Source organism: Nonomuraea sp. B1E8, from assembly GCF_039871515.1.
GTDB lineage: Bacteria > Actinomycetota > Actinomycetes > Streptosporangiales > Streptosporangiaceae > Nonomuraea.
Genome location: NZ_JBDPLS010000001.1, coordinates 713,970 through 733,524 on the forward strand (window position 1 = coordinate 713,970; position 19,555 = coordinate 733,524).

Genomic DNA, 19,555 nt, shown 5'->3' on the forward strand with positions numbered 1-19,555 from the left:
TGGTCAGCCTGTTGCGACCCCGGCGCGCGCGATGGCCAGGGCCGCGGCTGCCGCGCGGTCGGCCGCGGCGTCGTCCAGCGGCTCCCCGGTGTTGAGGAGGGCGTAGTAGAGCGGGGCGGAGACGTCGGCGATCACTCGGCGGGGGTCCGTCCCCGCGGGCAGTTCGCCTCGTTCGATGCCGTCCATGACGCAGCCGGCCCACTCGTCGATGCGGACGGCGTAGAAGCGGCGCAGGGCCCGGGCGGCGTGCTCGTCGCACAGGGAGGCGGCGATCAGCGCTTTGAAGAGCCGTCCTTGGCGGGGATCGGTGAGGGTCTTGACGACCAGGCGGGCGTTCGCGCGCAGGTCGTCGTCGACGCTGCCGGTGCGGGCGCGGGGCAGGGACTGTTCGGCCATGTCGTCGAGAAGGTCGGCCACGAGCGCGCCGGGCGTGCGCCAACGCCGGTAGACGGTGGTCTTGCCGACCCCCGCGCCGCGTGCGATCTCCGCCAGGTCGAGGGCGTCGAAGCCCTTCTCGGCCAGCACGTCACCCGCCGCCCGAAGGGCGGCTTCGCGGACGCGCGCAGTGCGCCCACCAGGGCGGACGGTGCCGGGCTGCGGCGCGGTGGCCATGACTGACTCCTATCGGGACCGGAGTTCCATCGTAACGGGACTATGGGCCCGTTTAGGCGCCACACAAAACGGCCCCCGCCACGCGGCGAAGCCGCGGCAGGGGCCGTGTCCGGCTAGGCGGACATCTTCTTCTTGAGGTTCTCGTCCAGCGCCGCCAGGAAGTCCTGGGTGGTCAGCCACTGGGCGTCGCCGCCGACCAGGAGCGCGAGGTCCTTGGTCATCTGGCCGCCCTCGACGGTCTCGACGCAGACCTGCTCCAGCTTGTCGGCGAAGTCGATCACGGCGGGGGTGCCGTCGAGCTTGCCCCGGTGGGCCAGGCCGCGCGTCCACGCGAAGATCGAGGCGATCGGGTTGGTGGAGGTCGGCTTGCCCTGCTGGTGCTGGCGGTAGTGGCGGGTCACGGTGCCGTGCGCGGCCTCCGCCTCTACGGTGCGGCCGTCGGGGGTCATCAGCACCGAGGTCATCAGGCCGAGCGAGCCGAAGCCCTGCGCCACCGTGTCGGACTGCACGTCGCCGTCGTAGTTCTTCGCCGCCCAGACGTAGCCGCCCTCCCACTTCAGCGCCGCCGCGACCATGTCGTCGATGAGGCGGTGCTCGTAGGTGAGGCCGGCCTTCTCGAAGTCGGCTTTGAACTCCGACTCGTAGATCTCGGCGAAGATGTCCTTGAAGCGGCCGTCGTACGCCTTGAGGATCGTGTTCTTCGTCGAGAGGTAGACCGGGTAGTTGCGGGCCAGGCCGTAGCGCATCGACGCGCGGGCGAAGTCGCGGATCGACTCGTCCAGGTTGTACATCGCCATCGCGATGCCGCTGCCGGGGAAGTCGTACACGTCGATCTCGATCGGCTCGGAGCCGTCCTTCGGCGTGAACGTCAGGGTGAGCGTGCCCTCGCCGGGGATCTTCAGATCGGTGGCGCGATACTGGTCGCCGAAGGCGTGACGGCCGACGACGATCGGCTTGGTCCAGCCGGGGACGAGCCGCGGCACGTTGGACATGATGATCGGCTCGCGGAAGATGACGCCGCCGAGGATGTTGCGGATGGTCCCGTTGGGGGACTTCCACATCTTCTTGAGGCCGAACTCCTCGACCCGCGCCTCGTCCGGGGTGATGGTGGCGCACTTCACGCCGACGCCGTGCTGCTTGATGGCGTTGGCGGCGTCGATGGTGACCTGGTCGTCCGTCGCGTCCCGATGCTCGATGCCGAGGTCGTAGTACTTCAGATCGACATCGAGGTAGGGAAGGATCAACTGGTCCTTGATGAACTGCCAGATGATCCGGGTCATCTCGTCGCCGTCAAGCTCGACGACGGGACCCTCCACCTTGATCTTGGGCATGCGAATGGTTCCCCTTCAATGATGTGATGCGTTGAGGCTATCGGACCGTCAAGTCACCGGGCTAAAAGGGACAGGATCAGCGCCTTCAGCTCGTTGTTGTACAGCAGCAGCGAGGTCAGCACCAGCACGAAGCCGAAGACCGACAGCGTGATGACGTCGGTCCGCCTGCTCCGCACGGACAGTTGCCCGCCGTACCCGGCGAAGCGGAGGGCGGCGGCGACCATGATGACGGCGCCCATGGTGAACCCGCCCCAGCGCAGGTCCACGAAGTAGGTCACGAGCACGCCTGTGACCGCACCCACCAGGATCAGCGGGTACGGTCCCCAGCTCTCGCGTTCAGTCCCCTGGCTCAACGCATCCGCTCACAGTCACATCAGCACCTGTTGATGGTCACATTCTCCCCGGCCCGGCTCACCCGGCTCACCGCTCGTCGACCGGCTTCCACTTCTGGTCCGTCTCCCCGATGTACTCGCTGTCCGGGCGGATGAGCCGGTTGTCGGCGTGCTGCTCGATGACATGGGCGGTCCAGCCGGACATGCGGCTGATGGAGAAGACCGGCGTGAACAGGTCGGTCGGGATGCCCAGGTAGTGGTAGACGGACGCGGCGTAGAAGTCGACGTTCGGATAGAGGCCCTTCGTCTCGAAGACGACCTCCTCCATCTCCTTGGACATCCGGTAGTAGGTGTCGTCCCCGGACGCCCCGGCCAGTTCGGCGGACATCCTGCGCAGGTGGGTGGCGCGCGGGTCCTCGGTCTTGTAGACGCGGTGGCCGAAGCCCATGATCTTCTCGCCGGCCGCGAGCTTGTCGCGTACGGCCTGGGCCACGCTGCCGGGCGTCAACGACTCCAGGGTCTTCATGACCTGCTCGTTCGCCCCGCCGTGCAGCGGCCCCTTGAGGGTGCCGATGGCGGCGACGATGGCGGAGTGCATGTCCGACAGGGTCGCGGCGCACACGCGGGCGGCGAACGTGGAGGCGTTCATGGTGTGGTCGGCGTGCAGCACCAGGCACTCGTCGAAGATCTCGACCTCACGGGGGTCGGGAGTGCGACCGGTCACCTGGAGCAGGAAGTTCGCGGCGATGCCCAGCGAGGAGTCGGGGTCGGGAACGCTCCCGCCGCTGCGGGCGGCGTGGAAGCGGGCGACCAGGAGGGGTTGCTGCGCGGTCAGCCGGGCGGCCTTGCGCAGGTTGGCGTCCGGGGTGATGGAGTCCTTGTCCGGGTCGTCGGCGCCCGACAGCGAGACCAGCGAGCGCAGCGCCTCCATGGGTTTCTGTTTCTCGGCGATTTCGGCGATGTTCGCCGAGACCAGGGCACCGAGCTCCCTGCCGCGCGCCAGCTCGGCGCCGTACGCGTCGAGCTCGGCCCGGTCGGGCAGCTTGCCGCGCTGCAGCAAGTGTGCGGTCTCCTCGAACGTCGCACGGCCGGCCAGGTCGTGGATGTCGTATCCACGGTAGAAGAGCCGGCCGGCCTTTCCGTCGATGTCGCTCAGCGCTGTGGACGCGGCGACGACATCGGCCAGACCTTTCGTGGGCTTGTCCGCCATGGGTGTTTCCTCCGCTTATCTTCCCTCGGAGTCTACCCGTGAGCAGGCAAAACCGACTTCAAAGGTCCAGACCAATTTCACGTCGGATTCTCCTTTCAGCAAAGGAGATTCCGCATCCCCTCGTTTGGGTAAGCCGGAGCTGTAGTAATAGTTACGGCGGGCTACCTGGGGAGGAACTGCCGTGCCCAGGAGTAGGCGTGCCGTTCATACGCTGCGTCAACCCAGGGGAGGAACCGCCAGTGGAGGGGCCGTTCATACGCATCGAGGACACCGGCGAGGTGGTCCCCTTGCGCCCCGAGATCACGACGGTGGGGAGGGGCCGGGGTGTGGACATCCGGCTCACCGACCCCAGCGTGTCTCGACTCCATGCCGAGTTCGTCAGACGAGGACCCTACCTGTATGTCGTCGACCTGGGGCTGTCCAGGAACGGCACACGGGTGAACGGCAGGCCGATCGCCCGGAGGGTCCTTGACGACGGCGACGTCGTCTCCTTCGGCGCGGCCCGGGGTCGCATCGGTGGAGTCCCCCGTGAGGACTTCACCCCTGAGGTCGAGCTGCGCAGGGCGGCAGCGCCCGAGCTGACCAGGCGCGAGGTCGATGTGCTGACCTCGCTCTGCAGGCCGGCGCTGTCGGACGAGGCGTTCGTCGCCCCGGCGACCGCACGCGAGATCGCCGACGACCTGGTCGTGACCGAGGCCGCGGTCAAGCAGCATCTGCTGCGGCTCTACCAGAAGTTCAGGATTCCCGAGGGCACCAACCGGCGCACGCGGCTGGCCAACGAGGTCGTCGCGCTCGGACTGGTGCGCCCGACCCCCGTGGTGCCGCCGCAGAGGTCGTCGGGAGCCGCCGAGCAGCCGTCGCCCGCTGGGCGGAGGGCTTCTTAGGTGCCTGAAAGGCCACCTGCGTAGACCGGATCGCGACCGGGGCCACGGCGAGGGGTTCCGGCGGCATCGGAACCTTCACGAGCGGTGGCGAGGGCATGCACTCGGGCGGGGCGTGCCGGGTGATCGCCGGCCGGATGACCGGCCGGCGACACGTACGGGCGCAGCACGTTCGCGAACCGGCTCAGATCACCCGGAAGCCGTTGCTGGGCTTGCTGGTCCTGTTGGCACGGTCGACCGCCACCACATAGTAGTGGTCGCCGCGTCCGCCGTCGGGGTCGGTCCAGCGCACCTCCCGGTCGCCGGGCACGACGGCCACCAGGTGGCGCGCGTCGGCGAAGTCGCTGGACCGCGCGTTCCCGTCGAAGCGGAAGACAGCGAACAGGAACGGCTCGTCCCGGCCGGTCGCCACCGCCCGCACCTCGACCCCGCCGTGGCGGCGCAGCGCGTACGCCAGCACCGGCCGGCGCGGCGGCTCCCCCTTGGCGAGCCTGGGCAGCACGGGCGCCAGCGCGGGCCGCCGGTAGTGCTCGTCGACCGCGGTCGAGATGGAGGCGATCCTGTCGACCTTGACGTCGTTGGCGTTGTACCAGATGTCGCCGCCGATCTCGGGGTGGTCCCTGTTGAGGGTCAGGTGCCTGGACAGTTCGTCCGGCGCCTGCCACTCCGCCGCCTGGGCGGGGTCGCCGGCCTTGTAGGCGGCCTGGCCGATCCACAGCTGCGTCTTCGTGCCCGCGGCGACGTCCGACCACCAGGGCACGAGCTTGGAGTAGTCGGCCGGCGGCTGCCCGATGTACCAGTAGAGCTGCGGGGCGATGTAGTCGAGCCAGCCCTTCTTGACCCAGCCGCGGGTGTCGGCGTGCAGGTTGTCGTACGACTGGCCGCCGTTGGTGTCGGAGCCGAGCGGGTCGCTGGCCTTGTTGCGCCAGATGCCGGACGGGCTGATGCCCCACGCGATCTCCGGCTTGGACTCCAGCACCCGCTGCTGCATCTCCTGGACCATGAGGTCGACGTTGTTGCGCCGCCAGGAGGCCAGGTCGGGGAAGCCGGCGCCGTGCTCGGCGAAGGCGGCGCTGTCGTCGAAGGCCGTGGTGTTGGTCGGGTAGAAGTAGTCGTCGAAGTGGAGGCCGTCGATGTCGTAGCGGGTGACCGCGTCCATCATGGCGTCCTGACAGAACTTCCGCACTTCCGGCATGCCGGGGTTGTAGTAGAGCTTCCCGCCGAACGGCAGGATCCAGTCGGGGTGCTTGCGCCCGGGGTGGTCGGGGTGCAGCTTGGCCGGGTCGTCCTGCATCGAGACGCGGTAGGGGTTGAACCACGCGTGGAAGGCCAGGCCGCGCTTGTGGGTCTCCTCCACGGCGAACCCGAGCGGGTCGTAGCCGGGATCCTGCCCTTGCGTCCCGGTCAGATACTGTGACCAGGGTTCGAACGGCGACGGCCAGAACGCGTCAGCGGTCGGCCTGATCTGCACGAACACCGAGTTGAGCTTGCGCTGCACGGCCACGTCCAGCCAGGCGAGATATTCGGCCTTCTGCTCGTCCGCGGTCAGCCCCGGCTTCGAGGGCCAGTTGATGTTGACCACGGAGGCGATCCACATGCCGCGCATCTGGCGCAGCGGCGGGATGTGGCCGTTCGTCGACGCGTAGGCGGGCAGCGGGACGGCGGAGGCGGCGGCGAGGGCTAAGCCCTTCAGGAGAGTCCTTCTGCTGGGCATCGGGGGGTGGCCTCTCGGAAGTGGTTGTGTCGAGGGCGACAATGACAGAAAATTACCTTCAGATCAACAATCGTGAAGGAAAATGCCGATGAGCGGTGACCTGTACAGACTGGCGATGACGGTGCTGCATCCGGGGTACGAGGGGACCTCCACCCCCGACTGGCTGCGCCGGGCGCTGGGCGAAGGTCTTGGCGGCGTGGTGCTGTTCGCCCGCAACGCCATCGACGCGCAGCTCGTACGGCACTTCCGCGCCGAAAACCCGGACACGGTCGTGGCGATCGACGAGGAGGGCGGCGCGGTCACCCGGCTCGAGGTCACGAACGGCAGCTCCTTCCCCGGCAACCGGGCGCTGGGCGTGGTCGACGACGTGACGCTCACCGAACGGGTGGGCCGGCAGATCGGCAGGATGCTCGCCGACCTCGACATCACCCTCGACTACGCGCCCTCCGCCGACGTGAACTCCGACCCGGCCAACCCGGTGATCGGCGTGCGCTCGTTCGGCGCGACGCCCGACCTGGTCACCCGCCACACCGTCGCCTACGTCAACGGCGTGCAGGGCGCCGGCGTGGCCGCCTGCGCCAAGCACTTCCCCGGGCACGGCGACACGGTCACCGACTCCCACCTGGCGCTGCCCACCGTGCACGCCTCGCGCGAGGTCTTCTACGAACGCGACCTCCCGCCCTTCCGCGCCGCGATCGACGCCGGGGTGCGCTCCGTCATGTCGGGCCACCTGCTCATCCCCGCCCTCGATCCGTCAATGCCGGCGACGCTCAGCCGTACCATCCTGACCGAGCTCCTGAGGGGCGAGCTCGGTTTCGACGGGATGCTCGTCACCGACGCGATCGAGATGCAGGCGGTGGCCGACATGTTCGGCCCCGGCGAGATCGCGGTGCGCGCGCTCGACGCGGGCGTGGACGCGATCTGCGTGGGGTTGTCCACCGAGGACAGCCTGCACGAGATCCGCGACGCGATCGTGGCCGCGGTGCGCGAGGGGAGGCTGCAGGAGGAGCGCCTGGCGGAGGCCGCCGCCCGGGTCCGCGCGCTCGCCGGCTGGTACGCCGCCCGCACGGAGCTGCGCGACAAGGCCCGCGGCGACGTCGACGAGGGCGTCGGCCTGGAGGCCGCCAGGGCGGCGCTCACCACCTCCGGCACCCCCGCGCTCGACCGCGGGCCGCTGGTCGTCGAGGTCAACACCCGCTTCAGCAAGGCGGTCGACCCGGCCACGCCGACCGGCGTCACGGCCGCACTGGCCTCCCTGCTGCCGAACACGGCCAGGGTGCAGATGGAGCCGCAGGGCGAGCTACCGCCCTTCGACGAACGGCCGGTCGTGCTGGTGGTGCACGACGCCGCCCGGCACGCCTGGGTGCGGGAGACCGTGGCCAGGGCCCTCGCGCTCAGGCCCGACGCGATCGTGGTCGACACCGGCATCCCCGCCCCGCCCGACGGCGCCACCCACGGGTTCACCCATGTGGCGACCCACGGCATCTCGCGCGTGTCCGCCCTCGCGGCGGCGGAATGGCTGCTTCGTTGAGCGCCGAGCCGGCGAACCCGGTCGCGGCCGTACGCGCCGTGCTGCCGTCGCTCACCCCCGCCGCACAGTCCATCGCCCGCATCATCCTCGACGATCCCGGGCTGGTCGTGCGGAGCACGATCACCGAGTTCAGCGCCGTCTCCGGCACCAGCGAGGCGACGATCGTCCGCACGGCGCGGGCGCTCGGGTTCGCCGGATACTCGCAGATGCGCTTCGCGCTGGCCGCGGCCGTCGCCAAGGAGCCCGAGCGGCTGGTGCCGGGCGATCTCGGGCCCGACGACCCGCTGACCGACGTGATCGCCAAGGTCGCGCGCGCCGAGTCGGAGGCGCTGGCCGACACGGCGGCGCAGCTCGACCCCGACCAGCTGGGTGAGATCGTGCAGGCCATCGCGACGGCCCGGCGCGTCGACGTGTACGGCGTGGCCGCCTCCGGCCTGGTAGCCGCCGACATGTCGCAGAAGCTGCTGCGGATCGGGCTGTCCAGCCATCCGTTCAGCGACGCGCACCTGGCCCTGACCAGCGCGGCGCTGCTCGGGAAAGGCGACGTGGCGGTGGCGATCAGCTGCAGCGGCGAGACGCCCGACGTGCTCGTCCCCGCCAGGACGGCCGCCGAGACGGGCGCGATGATCGTCGGGATCACCAACAACCCCCGCTCGTCGCTGGCCGGGATGGCGCACCACACGCTGGTGTCGGCGGGCCGCGAGACGGCCTTCCGGCCCGGCGCGCTGGCCAGCCGGATCAGCCAGCTGCTGATCGTCGACTGCATCTTCGTGGGGCTGGCGCAGCGCACCTACGACAGGGCCGACGCGGCCATCCGCGCCACCAGGGAGGCCACCGACCGCTACCGCGCCCGCTGATCGGTCCGGTCAGGCGCGGGCGGTCGGCAGGGAGGCCAGGTCCGCCTCGATTTTGGCGGCCCGTGGCCAGCAGTGGCGGCAGGAGGCCGCGCTGGGCCGCCTGCATGCTCGTACGGCTGGTGTGCGTCGAGACGTTCACCGCCGCCACCGTACTGCCGGAGCGGTCACGGATCGGCGCGGATCAGGCACCTGGTGTGGCCGACCGCGCTCCCGTTCGTCATGACCGGGCTCAGGCCGGCGGCGACGGTGGCGTTCATCCTCGCGGTGACGCTGGCCTCCCAGCCGCTCGGCGAGGCGCTGCCGACCGCGCGCAAACGCCTCAGCTTCGCGCGCCGGGTGCCCGCCGGGGTCGTGGGCGTGATCGCGCCGTCCAACTTCCCGCTGATCCTCGGCATCAGGTCCGTCGCCCCGGCACTCGCGCTGGGGAACGCCGTCGTACTGAAGCCGGACCAGCCGGCCCGCGTCAGCCGCCGGAGGCGCCGGGCTGGAGCCGCTCAGCCGCCTCCACCACGTTGGACAGCAGCAGGGCGCGGGTCATGGGGCCGACTCCGCCCGGGTTGGGGGTGAGGAAGCCCGCGACCTCCTCGACGTCGAGCGCCACGTCCCCGGCGATCTTCCCGTTGACCCGGGAGACGCCCACGTCGAGCACGGCCGCGCCGGGCTTGACCATGTCACGGGTGATGAGCTCGGGAACGCCGGCCGCCGCCACCACGATGTCGGCCCTGCGCACGTGGCCGGCCAGGTCTTGAGTGCCGGTGTGGCAGAGGGTGACGGTGGCGTTTTCGCTGCGGCGGGTCAGCAGCAGCCCCAGCGAGCGGCCCACCGTGATGCCGCGGCCGACCACGGCCACCTCGGCTCCCTTGATCGGCACGCCGTATTCCTGCAGGAGCAGCACGATGCCGTGCGGGGTGCACGGGAGGGGCGCGTCGACCATGTGGACGAGGCGGCCGAGGTTGATCGGGTGGAGGCCGTCGGCGTCCTTCGCCGGGTCCATCCGCTCCAGCAGGGCCATCGTGTCGAGATGCTTGGGCAGGGGCAGCTGGACGATGTAGCCGGTGCACTCGGGGGAGGCGTTGAGCTCGTCGATGGCCGCCTCGACCTCGGCCTGCGTGGCGGTCTCGGGCAGATCGACGCGGATGGAGGCGATGCCCACCTCGGCGCAGTCGCGGTGCTTGCCTGCGACGTAGATCTGGCTGCCGGGGTCGTCGCCCACGAGCACGGTGCCGAGGCCGGGCGTGATGCCGCGTTCTCTCAGCGCGGCCACCCTGGTCGCGAGGTCGGCCTTGATCTTGGCGGCGGTGGCCTTGCCATCGAGTTTCACTGCGCTCATGCGGCAATCCTTCCATGCCTCGTCGCGGCCCTCGTACGGGGTGCGCGGGGCGTTCGCGTCGAGGGAGACCAGTGATCACGTACGCGGCGGAGGTCGGCGTAGGGCCGCCGGTTATCCACAGATCCCAGGCAGCTGGATCCGGTTATCCACAGGCGCCTCTTGACATCGTTGTCATCGAACTTTCGAAGGCTTAGTGTTGCGGGCGCCAGCAACAAGCTCAGGAGGTCCCCCTTGCCCACCCGCCTGTTGTCCGCCGAGTCGACCGATCTGTTCGTGGGCTCGCGTGACGAGCCGCATCAAGTGCTGCGCGTCACCGTCGCCGCAGGAGACCAGGAGACGTCGCTCGACCTGCGCGGCGAGGGCGTCCGCCTGGCCGGGCCCGTGCGCGTTCCCGCCACGGCCGGCGTGCTGGAGCTCCCCATGGCCGTGTCCGCGCCTCCTGGCACCGCCGTGCCCTGCCTGCTCACCCTGGGCGAGGAGTCCCTCGAGGTCACCGTCACGGCCGAGGAGCCTGGCTGGACCGTGCACATGGTCTCCCACTTCCACTACGACCCGGTGTGGTGGAACACGCAGGCCGCCTACACCAGCCCGTGGGAGCTGCTCTCCGCCGACAACACGACCAGGCCGCTCTATGAGCGAAACGCGTTCGCGCTGGTCGAGGCGCACATCGAGCTGGCGCTGCGCGACCCCGACTACCGCTTCGTGCTGGCCGAGGTCGACTACCTCAAGCCGTTCTTCGACACCCACCCCGAGCGGCGGGCCGACCTGCGGGCCCTCATGGCCGAGGGCCGCGTCGAGCTGATCGGCGGCACCTACAACGAGCCCAACACCAACCTGACCGGCGCCGAGACCACCATCCGCAACCTCGTCTACGGCATCGGCTACCAGCGCGACATCCTCGGCGGCGACCCGCGCACCGCGTGGCAGCTCGACGTGTTCGGGCACGACCCCCAGTTCCCCGGCTACCTCGCGGCGGCCGGGCTGACCGGCAGCGCGTGGGCACGCGGGCCGTTCCACCAGTGGGGCCCGATCAGCAAAAACTTCAAGCAGGCCAAGAACGACGCGGCGCTGATGCAGTTTCCCAGCGAGTTCGAGTGGATCTCGCCGTCAGGGCAGGGTGTGCTGACCCACTACATGCCCGCCCACTATTCCGCCGGCTGGTCGATGGACTCCTCGCCCTCCCTCGACGAGGCATGTCAGGCGGTCTACGACCTCTACCGCTCGCTCAAGCCCGTCGCCGCGACGAAGAACATCCTGCTCCCGGTCGGCACCGACTACACCCCGCCCAACAAGTGGGTCACCGACCTCCACCGCACCTGGGCCTCCCGCTACGTGTGGCCCAGGTTCGTCTGCGCCACACCCCGCGACTTCCTCGACGCCGTCCGCGCCGGCAGGTCGTCGTTCAGCCCTCAGACGCGCGACATGAACCCCATCTACACCGGCAAAGACGTCTCCTACATCGACACCAAGCAGGCCCAGCGGGCCGCCGAGGTGGCGGCACTCGACGCCGAGCGCCTGTCGACGTTCGCCGCCCTGCTCGGGCTCGGCCGCTACCCGCACACCGCGCTCGACAAGGTGTGGCGGCAGCTGGCCTACGGCGCACACCACGACGCGATCACCGGCTCCGAGTCCGACCAGGTCTACATCGACCTGCTGACCGGCTGGCGCGAGGCCCACGACCTGGCCGCGACCGCCCGCGACCGCGCGCTCGACGCGCTGACCGGCCAGATCACGCTCGACTGCCACAGCGTGGTGGTGACCAACACCCTGCCCTTCGCCCGCGACGGCCTGGTCCGCGTGAGCGTCCCCGCCGGGCACACCGTGGCCGGCCCTTCGGGAGCCGAGGTCCCCGCCGTCGCGGAGGGTGACACGCTGACCTTCCTGGCCCGCGACGTGCCCTCGCTGGGCTGGCGCACCTACCGCGTGGTGCGGGGCGTCCCCGGCTCCTGGCAGGCTCAGGCCCCCGAGCCGGAGGTCCGGCCGACGCCGGTCGTCTCGGACACCTCGCGTCCCGGCCCCGTCCTCGCTGACGCGTCGACGCCCGTCACCATCGAAAACGACCGGTGGCGCGTCACGGCCGATCCGGCGCGCGGCGGGGCGCTGACCTCCATCCTCGATCTCGCCTCAGGCCGGGAGTTGCTCACCGGCCCCGGCAACGAGCTGCGCCTCTATCACGAATACCCGCAACATCCCGACATGGGCGAGGGCCCCTGGCATCTCATCCCCACCGGCCAGGCCGAAGGCTCGGCCGAGACGCGGGCGCTGTCGGCGTCCGCGCGGACGAGCCCGATCGGCCACCGCCTGACGGTCACGGGCCAGGTCGGCGAGATCTCCTACGAGCAGACCGTCACCCTGACGGACGGCTCCGACCGCATCGACTTCACCACCCGCGTCCTCGACCACACCGGCGCGGACCGCCTGCTCCGGGTGCGTTTCCCCGCCCGTGTCGACGGGGCGCTGCCGGTGTCCGACGTGGCCGGCGCCGTGGTGGGGCGCGGGTTCGCACTGCCCGACGTCGACACCGCCGAGCACCCGTGGACACTCGACAACCCGGCCAACACCTGGTTCGGCCTGTCCACCACGGCGAAGGTCGACCTCGGCGAAGCGGGTGCGCGGGCGTTGGGCGTGGCCGAGGTCGTGGTGCCCGCCCTCGACGACGCCCCCAAGGCCCGTGACCTGGTGGTCGCCCTGGCCCGCGTCGGTGTCACCGCCACCACGTCCTCCGCGCCCGGCACCCGTTACGGCTGGCTCGACGTCGACTCCAACCTGCCCGACGTTCGCATCGTCATCGGCGGCCCCGACGACAACCCGCTGGCCGCCGAGCTGCTCTCCCGCGCCGACCCGGCCTACCTCGACGCGCTCAAGTCGGGCGCGTCCCGGGTGTGGGTGCCCGCCGAGCGCCCGCTGACGGAGGTCTGGCAGCCCAGCGCCGACCTGCGCGACGTACGCGCCCTGCCCGCCCTGATCGTCACCGGCCCTGTCGCCGACCTGGTGGCCGACCTCGCCGACGCCACGATCGAGGCGGTCTGCCCGCTGGGCGTCGAGCACCTCGACGACCGTACGGTCGCCCTGCTGACCTATGGCCTGCCCGGCTTCGCTGTCGACCCCTCGGGTGCGCTGCACCTGTCCCTGATGCGCTCGTGCACGGGCTGGCCGTCGGGCATCTGGCTCGACCCGCCCCACCGCACCACGCCCGACGGCTCGGGTTTCCAGCTCCAGCACTGGACCCACGAGTTCTCCTACTCCCTGGTGGCCGGTGAGGGCGACTGGCGGGCCCTGCGGTTGCCGGCGGCGGCGCAGGAGCACATCACCCCGCTGCTCCCCCGCACCGTCGACGCCGCACAGCAGGGCGCCCTCCCCGAGGTCCACTCCCTGCTGACCCTCACGCCGGCTCGCGACGTGCTGCTGAGCACCCTCAAGGCCACCGGCAACCCGCACGCCCACGGCCGCGCCGACCGGCCCGACGACGGTGTCACCATCCGCCTGGTCGAGTCGACCGGGCTGGGCTCCCAGGCCGGGCTCGCCTCTCCTGTGCTCCCCCTCGACCGGCTCGCCCACGCCGATCTGCTCGAACGTCCAGGAGCGTCGGCCACCGACCTCACCCTGACCGGCGCCGAGATCGCCACCTACGTCGCCCCCACAGCCCCGCCCGCCACCGACGCCCCCGAGTTCGGCCCGGACACGGAGCCGGCGCAGCCCGTCTACAGCCGCTACTGGCTGCACAACAAGGGCCCCGCACCGCTGGGCTACCTGCCGATCTCCATCGCCATCGACCCCGGCCTCGTCACCTCACCGCAGGAGCCCTTCGAGGTGGAGGTCGTCGTCTCCTCCCACCTGACCGACGAGCCCCATGAGGGCGTGGCAGAGGTCCGCGTGCCCGAAGGGTGGACCGCCACCCCGGCCCAGCGCCCCTTCCGCCTCCCACCTGGCGGCCACCTGCGGTTCCCGGTGACCGTGACGCCCTCGCCCCTCCCAGGATCCGGCCTCTGCTTCGTCTCGGCCCGCACCGCCGCGGGCGGCCAGCTCATCGAAGACGTCACCACGGTCGCCTTCGGCGAGGCCCCCGAGCTGCCCGTAGCCGGCACCCCCACCGAACCTCGCCGAGCCAACCGGGGCACCAAGTCCGCCGATGCCCGCCCGACGGGCCTGTCGATCACCCCCGCCACCGGGTCGCTGACGCTCCGGCCCGGCGACCGCGCCTCGCTCACGCTCGGCCTCGCCAACACGACCTCGGACGAGATCCGCGGCGAGGCCCAGCTGGCGTCCCCTTGGGGCACGTGGGCCATGCTCCCGGAGGTCATCCAGGGCTTCACGGTGGCCGCGGGCGAGACGGCGGAGGTGTCGTTCCCGGTGGAGGTCCCGACGGACGCGACCGACGGCCACGCCTGGGCCCTGGCCAAGGTCATGTGGTTCGGCCGCTGCCAGTACGCCCCAGCCATCCGCCTGGAGGTGACCCGGTGACCCACCACCTCCAGAGTCCCACGGCAGCGGAGACACGACACGAGGCACACTCCGATCAGCGTGAGGTGATCGGCTGGGTGGACGGCCGCCCGATCTCCCGCAAGCTCCTCGACGAGCGCCTCACCGCCCTGCGAGAGGGCCCGCTCAGCGCGGCGCTTCCGGTGCCGGGCACCTCCGAGGACCGCCAGCTCGCCAGGTGGCTCACCCAGGTCATCCTCACCGAGGCACTGTGCGAGAGCACGGCCACCGGTCTCGGCCTGCGCCCGAAGGTGAGACCGCCACTGGATCGCTTGGCCGCCGTCGAACTGGGCTCGATCAACGCCGCCGCCTACAACGGCAGCCCGTGGGTGCGCACCATGTTCGACCACGTCACAGCCGATGTCATCACCCCGTCGCAATGGCGGCGCAGGCCGTCTCCCGCCTCCGCTTCCCCCTCACGGCACCTCGTACGACATCGTCTGTTCACCGATCGCGAGCGGGCGAGCGAAGCCTCCCCCGCTGATCTCGAACCTCTCGGGGCGATCGCGCTCGACTCGCTGCCGATCGCCATCGCCGAAGCCCTCCGGGCCCACCCGTACGCCACGCTCGTCGGCCCGGTCGAAGACGGCCTCGGCTGGCACGTCGCCATCGCGACCCCCGTCACGACCCCGAGCCCGCCCGACCACCCGGCCCCGCGTTCAGCCCCTGAACCCACCACGGTCCCAGCTACGGACGTGACCTTCGGCACGGCCCCAGGCCCGGCCTCACATACGAGCTCGCCATCGCCCCCCGGACCCTCCGCAACCGCGACCCCACGACCGACCGCAGGCATGCCCCGGACCGACCCGAGCGTGACTGACCCGATCCCCGACCCGGCCACCGCTGCGATCTCACCGTCGCCTCAGGAAACTGCCGCAACCATGACCCCGAGGACGGCTGTGGCGGGCTTTATGGGAGGATCCGCCCTGGAGGAGCAACAATCGCATCGGATGTCCCGTGCATCGCGCCAAGACCCATACCTCTTGGAGGCGGCGCAGCGGCAGGCGTTCGCGCGATGGCTCGACGACCTACGTGCCAAGAAAGTGAAGCTCGTTCCCGGCTTTGAGCATCCTGGCGATCCACGCCAGCCCGACAACCACCACAAACATTGATGACCTGCGTACTCGCCATCGACATCGGAGGGACCAAGCTCGCCGCCGCACTGGTGGACGAGTCGGGTTCGATCCTGCGTTCCGCGACCCGGCCCACACCGCGTGCGGACGTCATGAACGCGCTTGCTGCTCTCATCTCGGAGGTGAAGACGGGCGGTCCGCCGCCCGTGGCCGCCGGCATCGGTTGCGCGGGTCCCATCGACCTCGCCGCCGGAACCGTGAGCCCGGTCAACATGCCGAGTTGGCGGGGGTTCCCGCTGCGCGACGAAGTACGGAAGGTGACCGGCTTGCCCACCGTGCTGGCGGGCGACGCGCAGTGCTTCGCGCTCGGGGAGCACTGGCTGGGCGCGGGCCAGGGCAGCGACGCGCTGCTCGGCATCGTGGTCTCCACGGGCATCGGCGGCGGCCTGGTGATCAACGGCTCGCCGCTGCTCGGCCCGACAGGAAACTCCGGCCATGTGGGGCACATGTCCGTGGACCCGAACGGTGAGCGGTGCGAGTGCGGCGGCCGAGGGTGTGTGGAGCGCTACTCCAGTGGCCCCAACCTGGTTCGCTGGGCCGTCGGTCACGGTTGGAAAGGCGAGCCCGCCGACGCCCGGACTCTGGCCGAGGACGCGGCGGCGGGCGACTCGGTCGCGCTGGCCGCGTTCGAGCGGGGGGCCAGGGCGCTGGCGGGGATGATCGCCTCGGTGACGGCCGCAACCGAGACCACGAAGGTGGTGGTCGGTGGCGGCGTGTCGATGGCCGGCAAGGTGCTGTTCGAACCCTTGGCGCGGGCGCTCGACGACGTCGCGGGCCTCGCCTTCGTCCGGGCTGTCCGCGTCGTGCCTTCCGTTCTGGGCGTCCGGGCCTCTCTGGCCGGTGCGGCGAAGCTCGCGCTGGATCATTCTCCACCGGCATAGCCCTTACCGACCACGCGGCCGGCGTCCCGTGCGGCGCGCGGACAGTGGCCCGTGTGGCGCGGGGAGACCTGCCGCGGGTCGCCGGGGTTACTCGGGTTCGGTGAGCCGGGCCTCGCGGCGTTCGATGATGCGGCGGGTGAAGGGGATGATCTCCATGACGCGGCTGCCCAGATAGGCACCGATGAAGGCGAGCATCAGGAGGACGAAGGGGCTGGTAGCGAGGCCGTTGACAGTGACGAGGGCCTGCAGCATCGCGTCAAGCAAGGAAGACTCCGGGAAACGAGCAAACGGGGGAAGGCATCAGGTTAACCGGAGACGAGGGATGCTCGCCGCAAAACAGCCCAAAGGGCGACACGATCGGCCATGTCGCCCTTTTGCGGATAATCAGTGGACGTAAGGTGATCAGTGGAAGAAGTGGCGCGTGCCGGTGAAGTAGAGGGTGATGCCCGCCTTCTCGGCCGCGTCGATGACCTCCTGGTCACGGATGGAGCCGCCGGGTTCGACGATCGCCCGCACACCCGCCTCGATCAGCACCTGCGGACCGTCGGGGAACGGGAAGAACGCGTCGGAGGCCGCGACCGCGCCGGCGGCGCGCTCGCCCGCCCTGGTGGCCGCCAGGCGGCAGGAGTCGACCCGGTTGACCTGGCCCATGCCGACGCCCACGGTCGCGCCGTCGGCGGCGAGCAGGATGGCGTTCGACTTGACCGAGCGGCAGGCCCGCCAGGCGAACTCCAGGTCGGCCAGCTGCTCGGGCGTCGCGGGCGTGCCGGTCTTGAGCTCCCACTGGGCGGCGGAGTCGCCGGACGCGTCCACCTTGTCGACCGACTGCACCAGCAGGCCGCCGTCGATCTCGCGCAGCTCCGTCCTCCGTGACGGGCCCTGCGGGCACACCAGGAGGCGCAGGCTCTTCTTGGCACGCAACGTCTCCAGCGCCTCGGCGGCGTAGGAGGGGGCGATGACGACCTCGGTGAAGACGTCGGCGATCTGCCTGGCCAGCTCGGCCGTGACCTCGCGGTTGACGGCGATCACGCCGCCGTAGGCGGACACGGGGTCGCACGCGTGGGCCTTGCGGTGCGCCTCGGCCACGTCGGAGCCGACCGCGATGCCGCAGGGGTTCTGGTGCTTGATGATGGCGACGCAGGGCTCGGAGAAGTCCCACGCCGCGCGCCAGGCGGCGTCGGAGTCGAGGTAGTTGTTGTAGGACATCTCCTTGCCGTGCAACTGCTCGGCGTTGGCGAGACCGCCCGTGCCGCCCGTGTAGAGGGCGGCGCCCTGGTGCGGGTTCTCGCCGTAGCGCAGGGTGGCCTTGCGCTGGTAGGCGCCGCCGGTGAACGACGGGAAGTCGCCCTCCTCGCCGTACGTGCCGGCGAACCAGTTGGCCACGGCCACGTCGTACGAGGCCGTGTGGGCGTAGGCGATGCCGGCCAGGCGCCGGCGCTCGGCCAGCGTGAACCCGCCCTCGGCCACGGCGGCGAGCACGTCGCCGTAGAAGCCGGGGTCGACCACGACCGCGCAGGTGTTGTGGTTCTTCGCGGCGCCACGGATCATGGCGGGCCCGCCGATGTCGATCTGCTCGACGCACTCCTCATCGGACGCCCCCGAGGCCACCGTCTCCTGGAACGGATAGAGGTTGACGACCACGAGCTGGAACGGGTCGATCTCCAGCTCCGCCAGCTGGGTCACGTGGTGGGGCTTGGTGATGTCGGCCAGCAGCCCGGCGTGCACGCGCGGGTGCAGGGTCTTGACCCGTCCGTCGAGGCACTCGGGGAACCCGGTCAGCTGCTCCACCTTCGTCACCGGGATCCCGAAGGACGAGATCGCGGCCGCCGTGCCGCCGGTCGAGACGATCTCCACGCCTGCGCCGTCGAGGGCTCTGGCCAGCTCTTCGAGACCGGACTTGTCGTATACAGCGATCAACGCGCGCCGGATGGCGATGCGAGTCACGTGGATTCCCCTCCTGTGTGGTTGCCGATGCGGACGCTGCGTCCGCTGACCGTCCAGCCCTCGCGAGCCATCCGGCCGACGATCTCGACGAGCAGACGGCGCTCGACGGTCTTGATGCGCTCGTGCAGGACGGCTTCGTCGTCGTCCGGGAGCACGGGCACCGCTTCCTGGGCGACGATCGGCCCGGTGTCGACACCCTCGTCGGCCAGCATCACCGTGCAGCCGGTCACTTTGACGCCGTGGGCCAGCGCGTCGCGCACGCCGTGGGCGCCGGGGAACGACGGCAGGAGCGCGGGGTGGGTGTTGAGCAGGGGGAAGGCCTGGAGTGTGGGCTTGCCGAGAATTCTCATGAAACCCGCCGACACGACCAGGTCAGGCTCGTACGCGGAGATTCTGGCCGCGATGGCCACATCCCATTCCGCCCGCGTCGCGTAATCGCCCACTTTTTCCACGAAAGTCGGGACGCCTGCCTTCGAGGCCCTGACCAGCCCCTCTATCCCCTCCCTGTCGGCGCCGACCGCGACCACGCGAGCACCGTAAGACGGGTCGGCAGAAGCGTCCAGCAAGGCCTGTAGGTTGGTTCCAGAGCCGGAGACGAGGACGACGAGCCGCCCGACCTTAGACACGCACACTCTCCCAAGAGGTAACAGGGTGGGGCTGTCAGCGTATCCGTTCCTCGCCCGGCGACGCAGAGGAGGTCAGGTGTCGACACCGGTGAAGGCACCGGCAGGCCAGCAGCCCGCTGAATCGGCGGGCCGCCGAGCGATCTGGTTGTCCATCGCAGCGCTGGCCATGACGTTCATGTTGCCGCTCGCGGGCCTGGTCATGGCGTTGTTCGCGCTCATGGCCGGCATCAAGGCGCTACCGCTGCTCAAAGGCGAAGGCAAGCCCACGGGCGTCGCCATGGGCGGCATCACCGTCTCTGCGATCGCCCTGGCGCTGTCCACGATGGCCACGGGGATGCAGCTCTACCTGATGGACGAATACTCCGCCTACCAGGAGTGCATGAAGGGGGCGGGGACGGTGTCGTCCCAGGGCGAGTGTTTCACGCAGTTCAGGGACGCGGCCGAGCGCAAGCTCCCGGCCGACGTGCTCGAACTGCTCGGCGCCATGCAGCCATAACCCGCCACAACGTGCCGTACCCCGCGTGACCAGCCGGGACCGCGAGACCCCCTGCACGCGCCGGGACACAGCCCCTCGCACTCGCGGGGCAGGCCCAGCACCGAGCCGGACAACGCGTACCGTGCCGTGCGATCCCGCGGCGGAGTCGTGCGGGGCCCGTCGGTCCTGGAGCACCTGGTTGGCGCGGAGGTCCGGCGA

General features: G+C 70.6%; 17 protein-coding genes and 1 pseudogene. 8 read left to right on the forward strand and 10 right to left on the reverse strand.

Going from position 1 to position 19,555, the window contains the following annotated elements; genetic code table 11:
• Window positions 1-3: 3 nt before the first annotated feature.
• From ABGA98_RS03210 to ABGA98_RS03225, 4 genes are all read right to left on the reverse strand, one after another.
• Entirely contained in the window at window positions 4-612 is a 609-nt protein-coding gene (locus ABGA98_RS03210; RefSeq protein WP_347616649.1) for a TetR/AcrR family transcriptional regulator, read from the reverse strand.
• A gap of 113 nt (window positions 613-725) precedes the next feature.
• Window positions 726-1,943 (reverse strand): NADP-dependent isocitrate dehydrogenase, encoded by a 1,218-nt coding sequence (locus ABGA98_RS03215; RefSeq protein ID WP_347616650.1) that lies wholly within the window; start codon window positions 1,941-1,943, stop codon window positions 726-728.
• A 53-nt stretch (window positions 1,944-1,996) separates the two neighbouring features.
• Window positions 1,997-2,296, reverse strand: coding sequence for a DUF3017 domain-containing protein (locus ABGA98_RS03220; RefSeq protein WP_347616651.1), 300 nt, complete (start codon window positions 2,294-2,296; stop codon window positions 1,997-1,999).
• Between the two features lie 67 nt (window positions 2,297-2,363).
• Window positions 2,364-3,485: a citrate/2-methylcitrate synthase gene (locus tag ABGA98_RS03225; RefSeq protein ID WP_347616652.1), complete on the reverse strand. Its 1,122-nt coding sequence runs from the start codon at window positions 3,483-3,485 to the stop codon at window positions 2,364-2,366.
• Between the two features lie 239 nt (window positions 3,486-3,724).
• On the opposite strand from ABGA98_RS03225, the gene ABGA98_RS03230 reads away from it, so the two are divergent.
• A complete protein-coding gene (locus ABGA98_RS03230; protein ID WP_132504575.1) occupies window positions 3,725-4,369 on the forward strand; it encodes an FHA domain-containing protein in 645 nt (214 codons plus the stop codon).
• A 181-nt stretch (window positions 4,370-4,550) separates the two neighbouring features.
• On the opposite strand, the gene ABGA98_RS03235 is transcribed toward ABGA98_RS03230, so the two are convergent.
• Window positions 4,551-6,080 carry a family 10 glycosylhydrolase gene (locus ABGA98_RS03235; RefSeq protein WP_347616653.1) on the reverse strand — a complete coding sequence of 510 codons (1,530 nt, stop codon included), beginning with the start codon at window positions 6,078-6,080 and terminating at the stop codon, window positions 4,551-4,553.
• 88 nt (window positions 6,081-6,168) lie between these two features.
• On the opposite strand from ABGA98_RS03235, the gene ABGA98_RS03240 reads away from it, so the two are divergent.
• Window positions 6,169-7,611, forward strand: coding sequence for a glycoside hydrolase family 3 N-terminal domain-containing protein (locus ABGA98_RS03240; RefSeq protein WP_347616654.1), 1,443 nt, complete (start codon window positions 6,169-6,171; stop codon window positions 7,609-7,611).
• Window positions 7,596-8,468, forward strand: coding sequence for a MurR/RpiR family transcriptional regulator (locus ABGA98_RS03245; RefSeq protein WP_347616655.1), 873 nt, complete (start codon window positions 7,596-7,598; stop codon window positions 8,466-8,468). The genes ABGA98_RS03240 and ABGA98_RS03245 overlap by 16 nt, the downstream gene beginning before the upstream one ends.
• Here ABGA98_RS03245 and ABGA98_RS03250 read toward each other — a convergent pair.
• Window positions 8,350-8,616, reverse strand: coding sequence for a hypothetical protein (locus tag ABGA98_RS03250; RefSeq protein ID WP_347616656.1), 267 nt, complete (start codon window positions 8,614-8,616; stop codon window positions 8,350-8,352). The two genes, ABGA98_RS03245 and ABGA98_RS03250, sit on opposite strands and share 119 nt — an antisense overlap.
• 122 nt (window positions 8,617-8,738) lie before the next feature.
• Here ABGA98_RS03250 and ABGA98_RS03255 point away from each other — a divergent pair.
• Window positions 8,739-8,918, forward strand: a pseudogene (locus ABGA98_RS03255) (aldehyde dehydrogenase family protein); the annotation flags it as partial.
• Between the two features lie 13 nt (window positions 8,919-8,931).
• Here the strand turns inward: ABGA98_RS03255 and ABGA98_RS03260 are convergent.
• Window positions 8,932-9,798: a bifunctional methylenetetrahydrofolate dehydrogenase/methenyltetrahydrofolate cyclohydrolase gene (locus tag ABGA98_RS03260; protein ID WP_347616657.1), complete on the reverse strand. Its 867-nt coding sequence runs from the start codon at window positions 9,796-9,798 to the stop codon at window positions 8,932-8,934.
• Between the two features lie 231 nt (window positions 9,799-10,029).
• On the opposite strand from ABGA98_RS03260, the gene ABGA98_RS03265 reads away from it, so the two are divergent.
• The 3 genes from ABGA98_RS03265 (at window position 10,030) to ABGA98_RS03275 (ending at window position 16,291) form a co-directional block, all read left to right on the forward strand.
• A complete protein-coding gene (locus tag ABGA98_RS03265) occupies window positions 10,030-14,259 on the forward strand; it encodes an NEW3 domain-containing protein (protein ID WP_347616658.1) in 4,230 nt (1,409 codons plus the stop codon).
• Between the two features lie 65 nt (window positions 14,260-14,324).
• The gene (locus tag ABGA98_RS03270) at window positions 14,325-15,389 is read left to right on the forward strand and encodes a hypothetical protein (RefSeq protein ID WP_347616659.1); all 1,065 of its coding nucleotides are present in this window, start codon (window positions 14,325-14,327) and stop codon (window positions 15,387-15,389) included.
• A complete protein-coding gene (locus ABGA98_RS03275) occupies window positions 15,389-16,291 on the forward strand; it encodes an ROK family protein (RefSeq protein ID WP_347616660.1) in 903 nt (300 codons plus the stop codon). Before ABGA98_RS03270 ends, ABGA98_RS03275 begins: the two co-directional genes overlap by 1 nt.
• Before the next feature lie 87 nt (window positions 16,292-16,378).
• Here the strand turns inward: ABGA98_RS03275 and ABGA98_RS03280 are convergent, their stop codons facing one another.
• The 3 genes from ABGA98_RS03280 to purN all read right to left on the reverse strand — a co-directional run bounded on the left by ABGA98_RS03280 (window position 16,379) and on the right by purN (window position 18,861).
• Complete coding sequence (locus ABGA98_RS03280; protein WP_347616661.1) at window positions 16,379-16,543, reverse strand: hypothetical protein; 165 nt, start codon at window positions 16,541-16,543, stop codon at window positions 16,379-16,381.
• 150 nt (window positions 16,544-16,693) lie between these two features.
• A complete protein-coding gene (gene purH, locus ABGA98_RS03285) occupies window positions 16,694-18,235 on the reverse strand; it encodes a bifunctional phosphoribosylaminoimidazolecarboxamide formyltransferase/IMP cyclohydrolase (RefSeq protein ID WP_347616662.1) in 1,542 nt (513 codons plus the stop codon).
• Window positions 18,232-18,861 carry a phosphoribosylglycinamide formyltransferase gene (gene purN / locus ABGA98_RS03290; RefSeq protein WP_347616663.1) on the reverse strand — a complete coding sequence of 210 codons (630 nt, stop codon included), beginning with the start codon at window positions 18,859-18,861 and terminating at the stop codon, window positions 18,232-18,234. Before purN ends, purH begins: the two co-directional genes overlap by 4 nt.
• 76 nt (window positions 18,862-18,937) lie before the next feature.
• Between purN and ABGA98_RS03295 the strand changes: the two genes are divergently transcribed.
• Entirely contained in the window at window positions 18,938-19,357 is a 420-nt protein-coding gene (locus tag ABGA98_RS03295) for a hypothetical protein (protein ID WP_347616664.1), read from the forward strand.
• The last annotated feature ends 198 nt before the right edge of the window (window positions 19,358-19,555 follow it).

What these genes read in the sequence shown, in the direction of transcription:
- ABGA98_RS03275 (WP_347616660.1), top strand. Translation starts at nt 15,389, where the DNA reads ATGACCTGCGTACTCGCCATCGACATCGGAGGGACCAAGCTCGCCGCC.
- ABGA98_RS03215 (WP_347616650.1), bottom strand. Translation starts at nt 1,943, where the DNA reads ATGCCCAAGATCAAGGTGGAGGGTCCCGTCGTCGAGCTTGACGGCGAC.
- ABGA98_RS03280 (WP_347616661.1), bottom strand. Translation starts at nt 16,543, where the DNA reads ATGCTGCAGGCCCTCGTCACTGTCAACGGCCTCGCTACCAGCCCCTTC.
- ABGA98_RS03210 (WP_347616649.1), bottom strand. Translation starts at nt 612, where the DNA reads ATGGCCACCGCGCCGCAGCCCGGCACCGTCCGCCCTGGTGGGCGCACT.
- ABGA98_RS03235 (WP_347616653.1), bottom strand. Translation starts at nt 6,080, where the DNA reads ATGCCCAGCAGAAGGACTCTCCTGAAGGGCTTAGCCCTCGCCGCCGCC.
- ABGA98_RS03225 (WP_347616652.1), bottom strand. Translation starts at nt 3,485, where the DNA reads ATGGCGGACAAGCCCACGAAAGGTCTGGCCGATGTCGTCGCCGCGTCC.
- ABGA98_RS03240 (WP_347616654.1), top strand. Translation starts at nt 6,169, where the DNA reads ATGAGCGGTGACCTGTACAGACTGGCGATGACGGTGCTGCATCCGGGG.
- ABGA98_RS03245 (WP_347616655.1), top strand. Translation starts at nt 7,596, where the DNA reads ATGGCTGCTTCGTTGAGCGCCGAGCCGGCGAACCCGGTCGCGGCCGTA.
- ABGA98_RS03260 (WP_347616657.1), bottom strand. Translation starts at nt 9,798, where the DNA reads ATGAGCGCAGTGAAACTCGATGGCAAGGCCACCGCCGCCAAGATCAAG.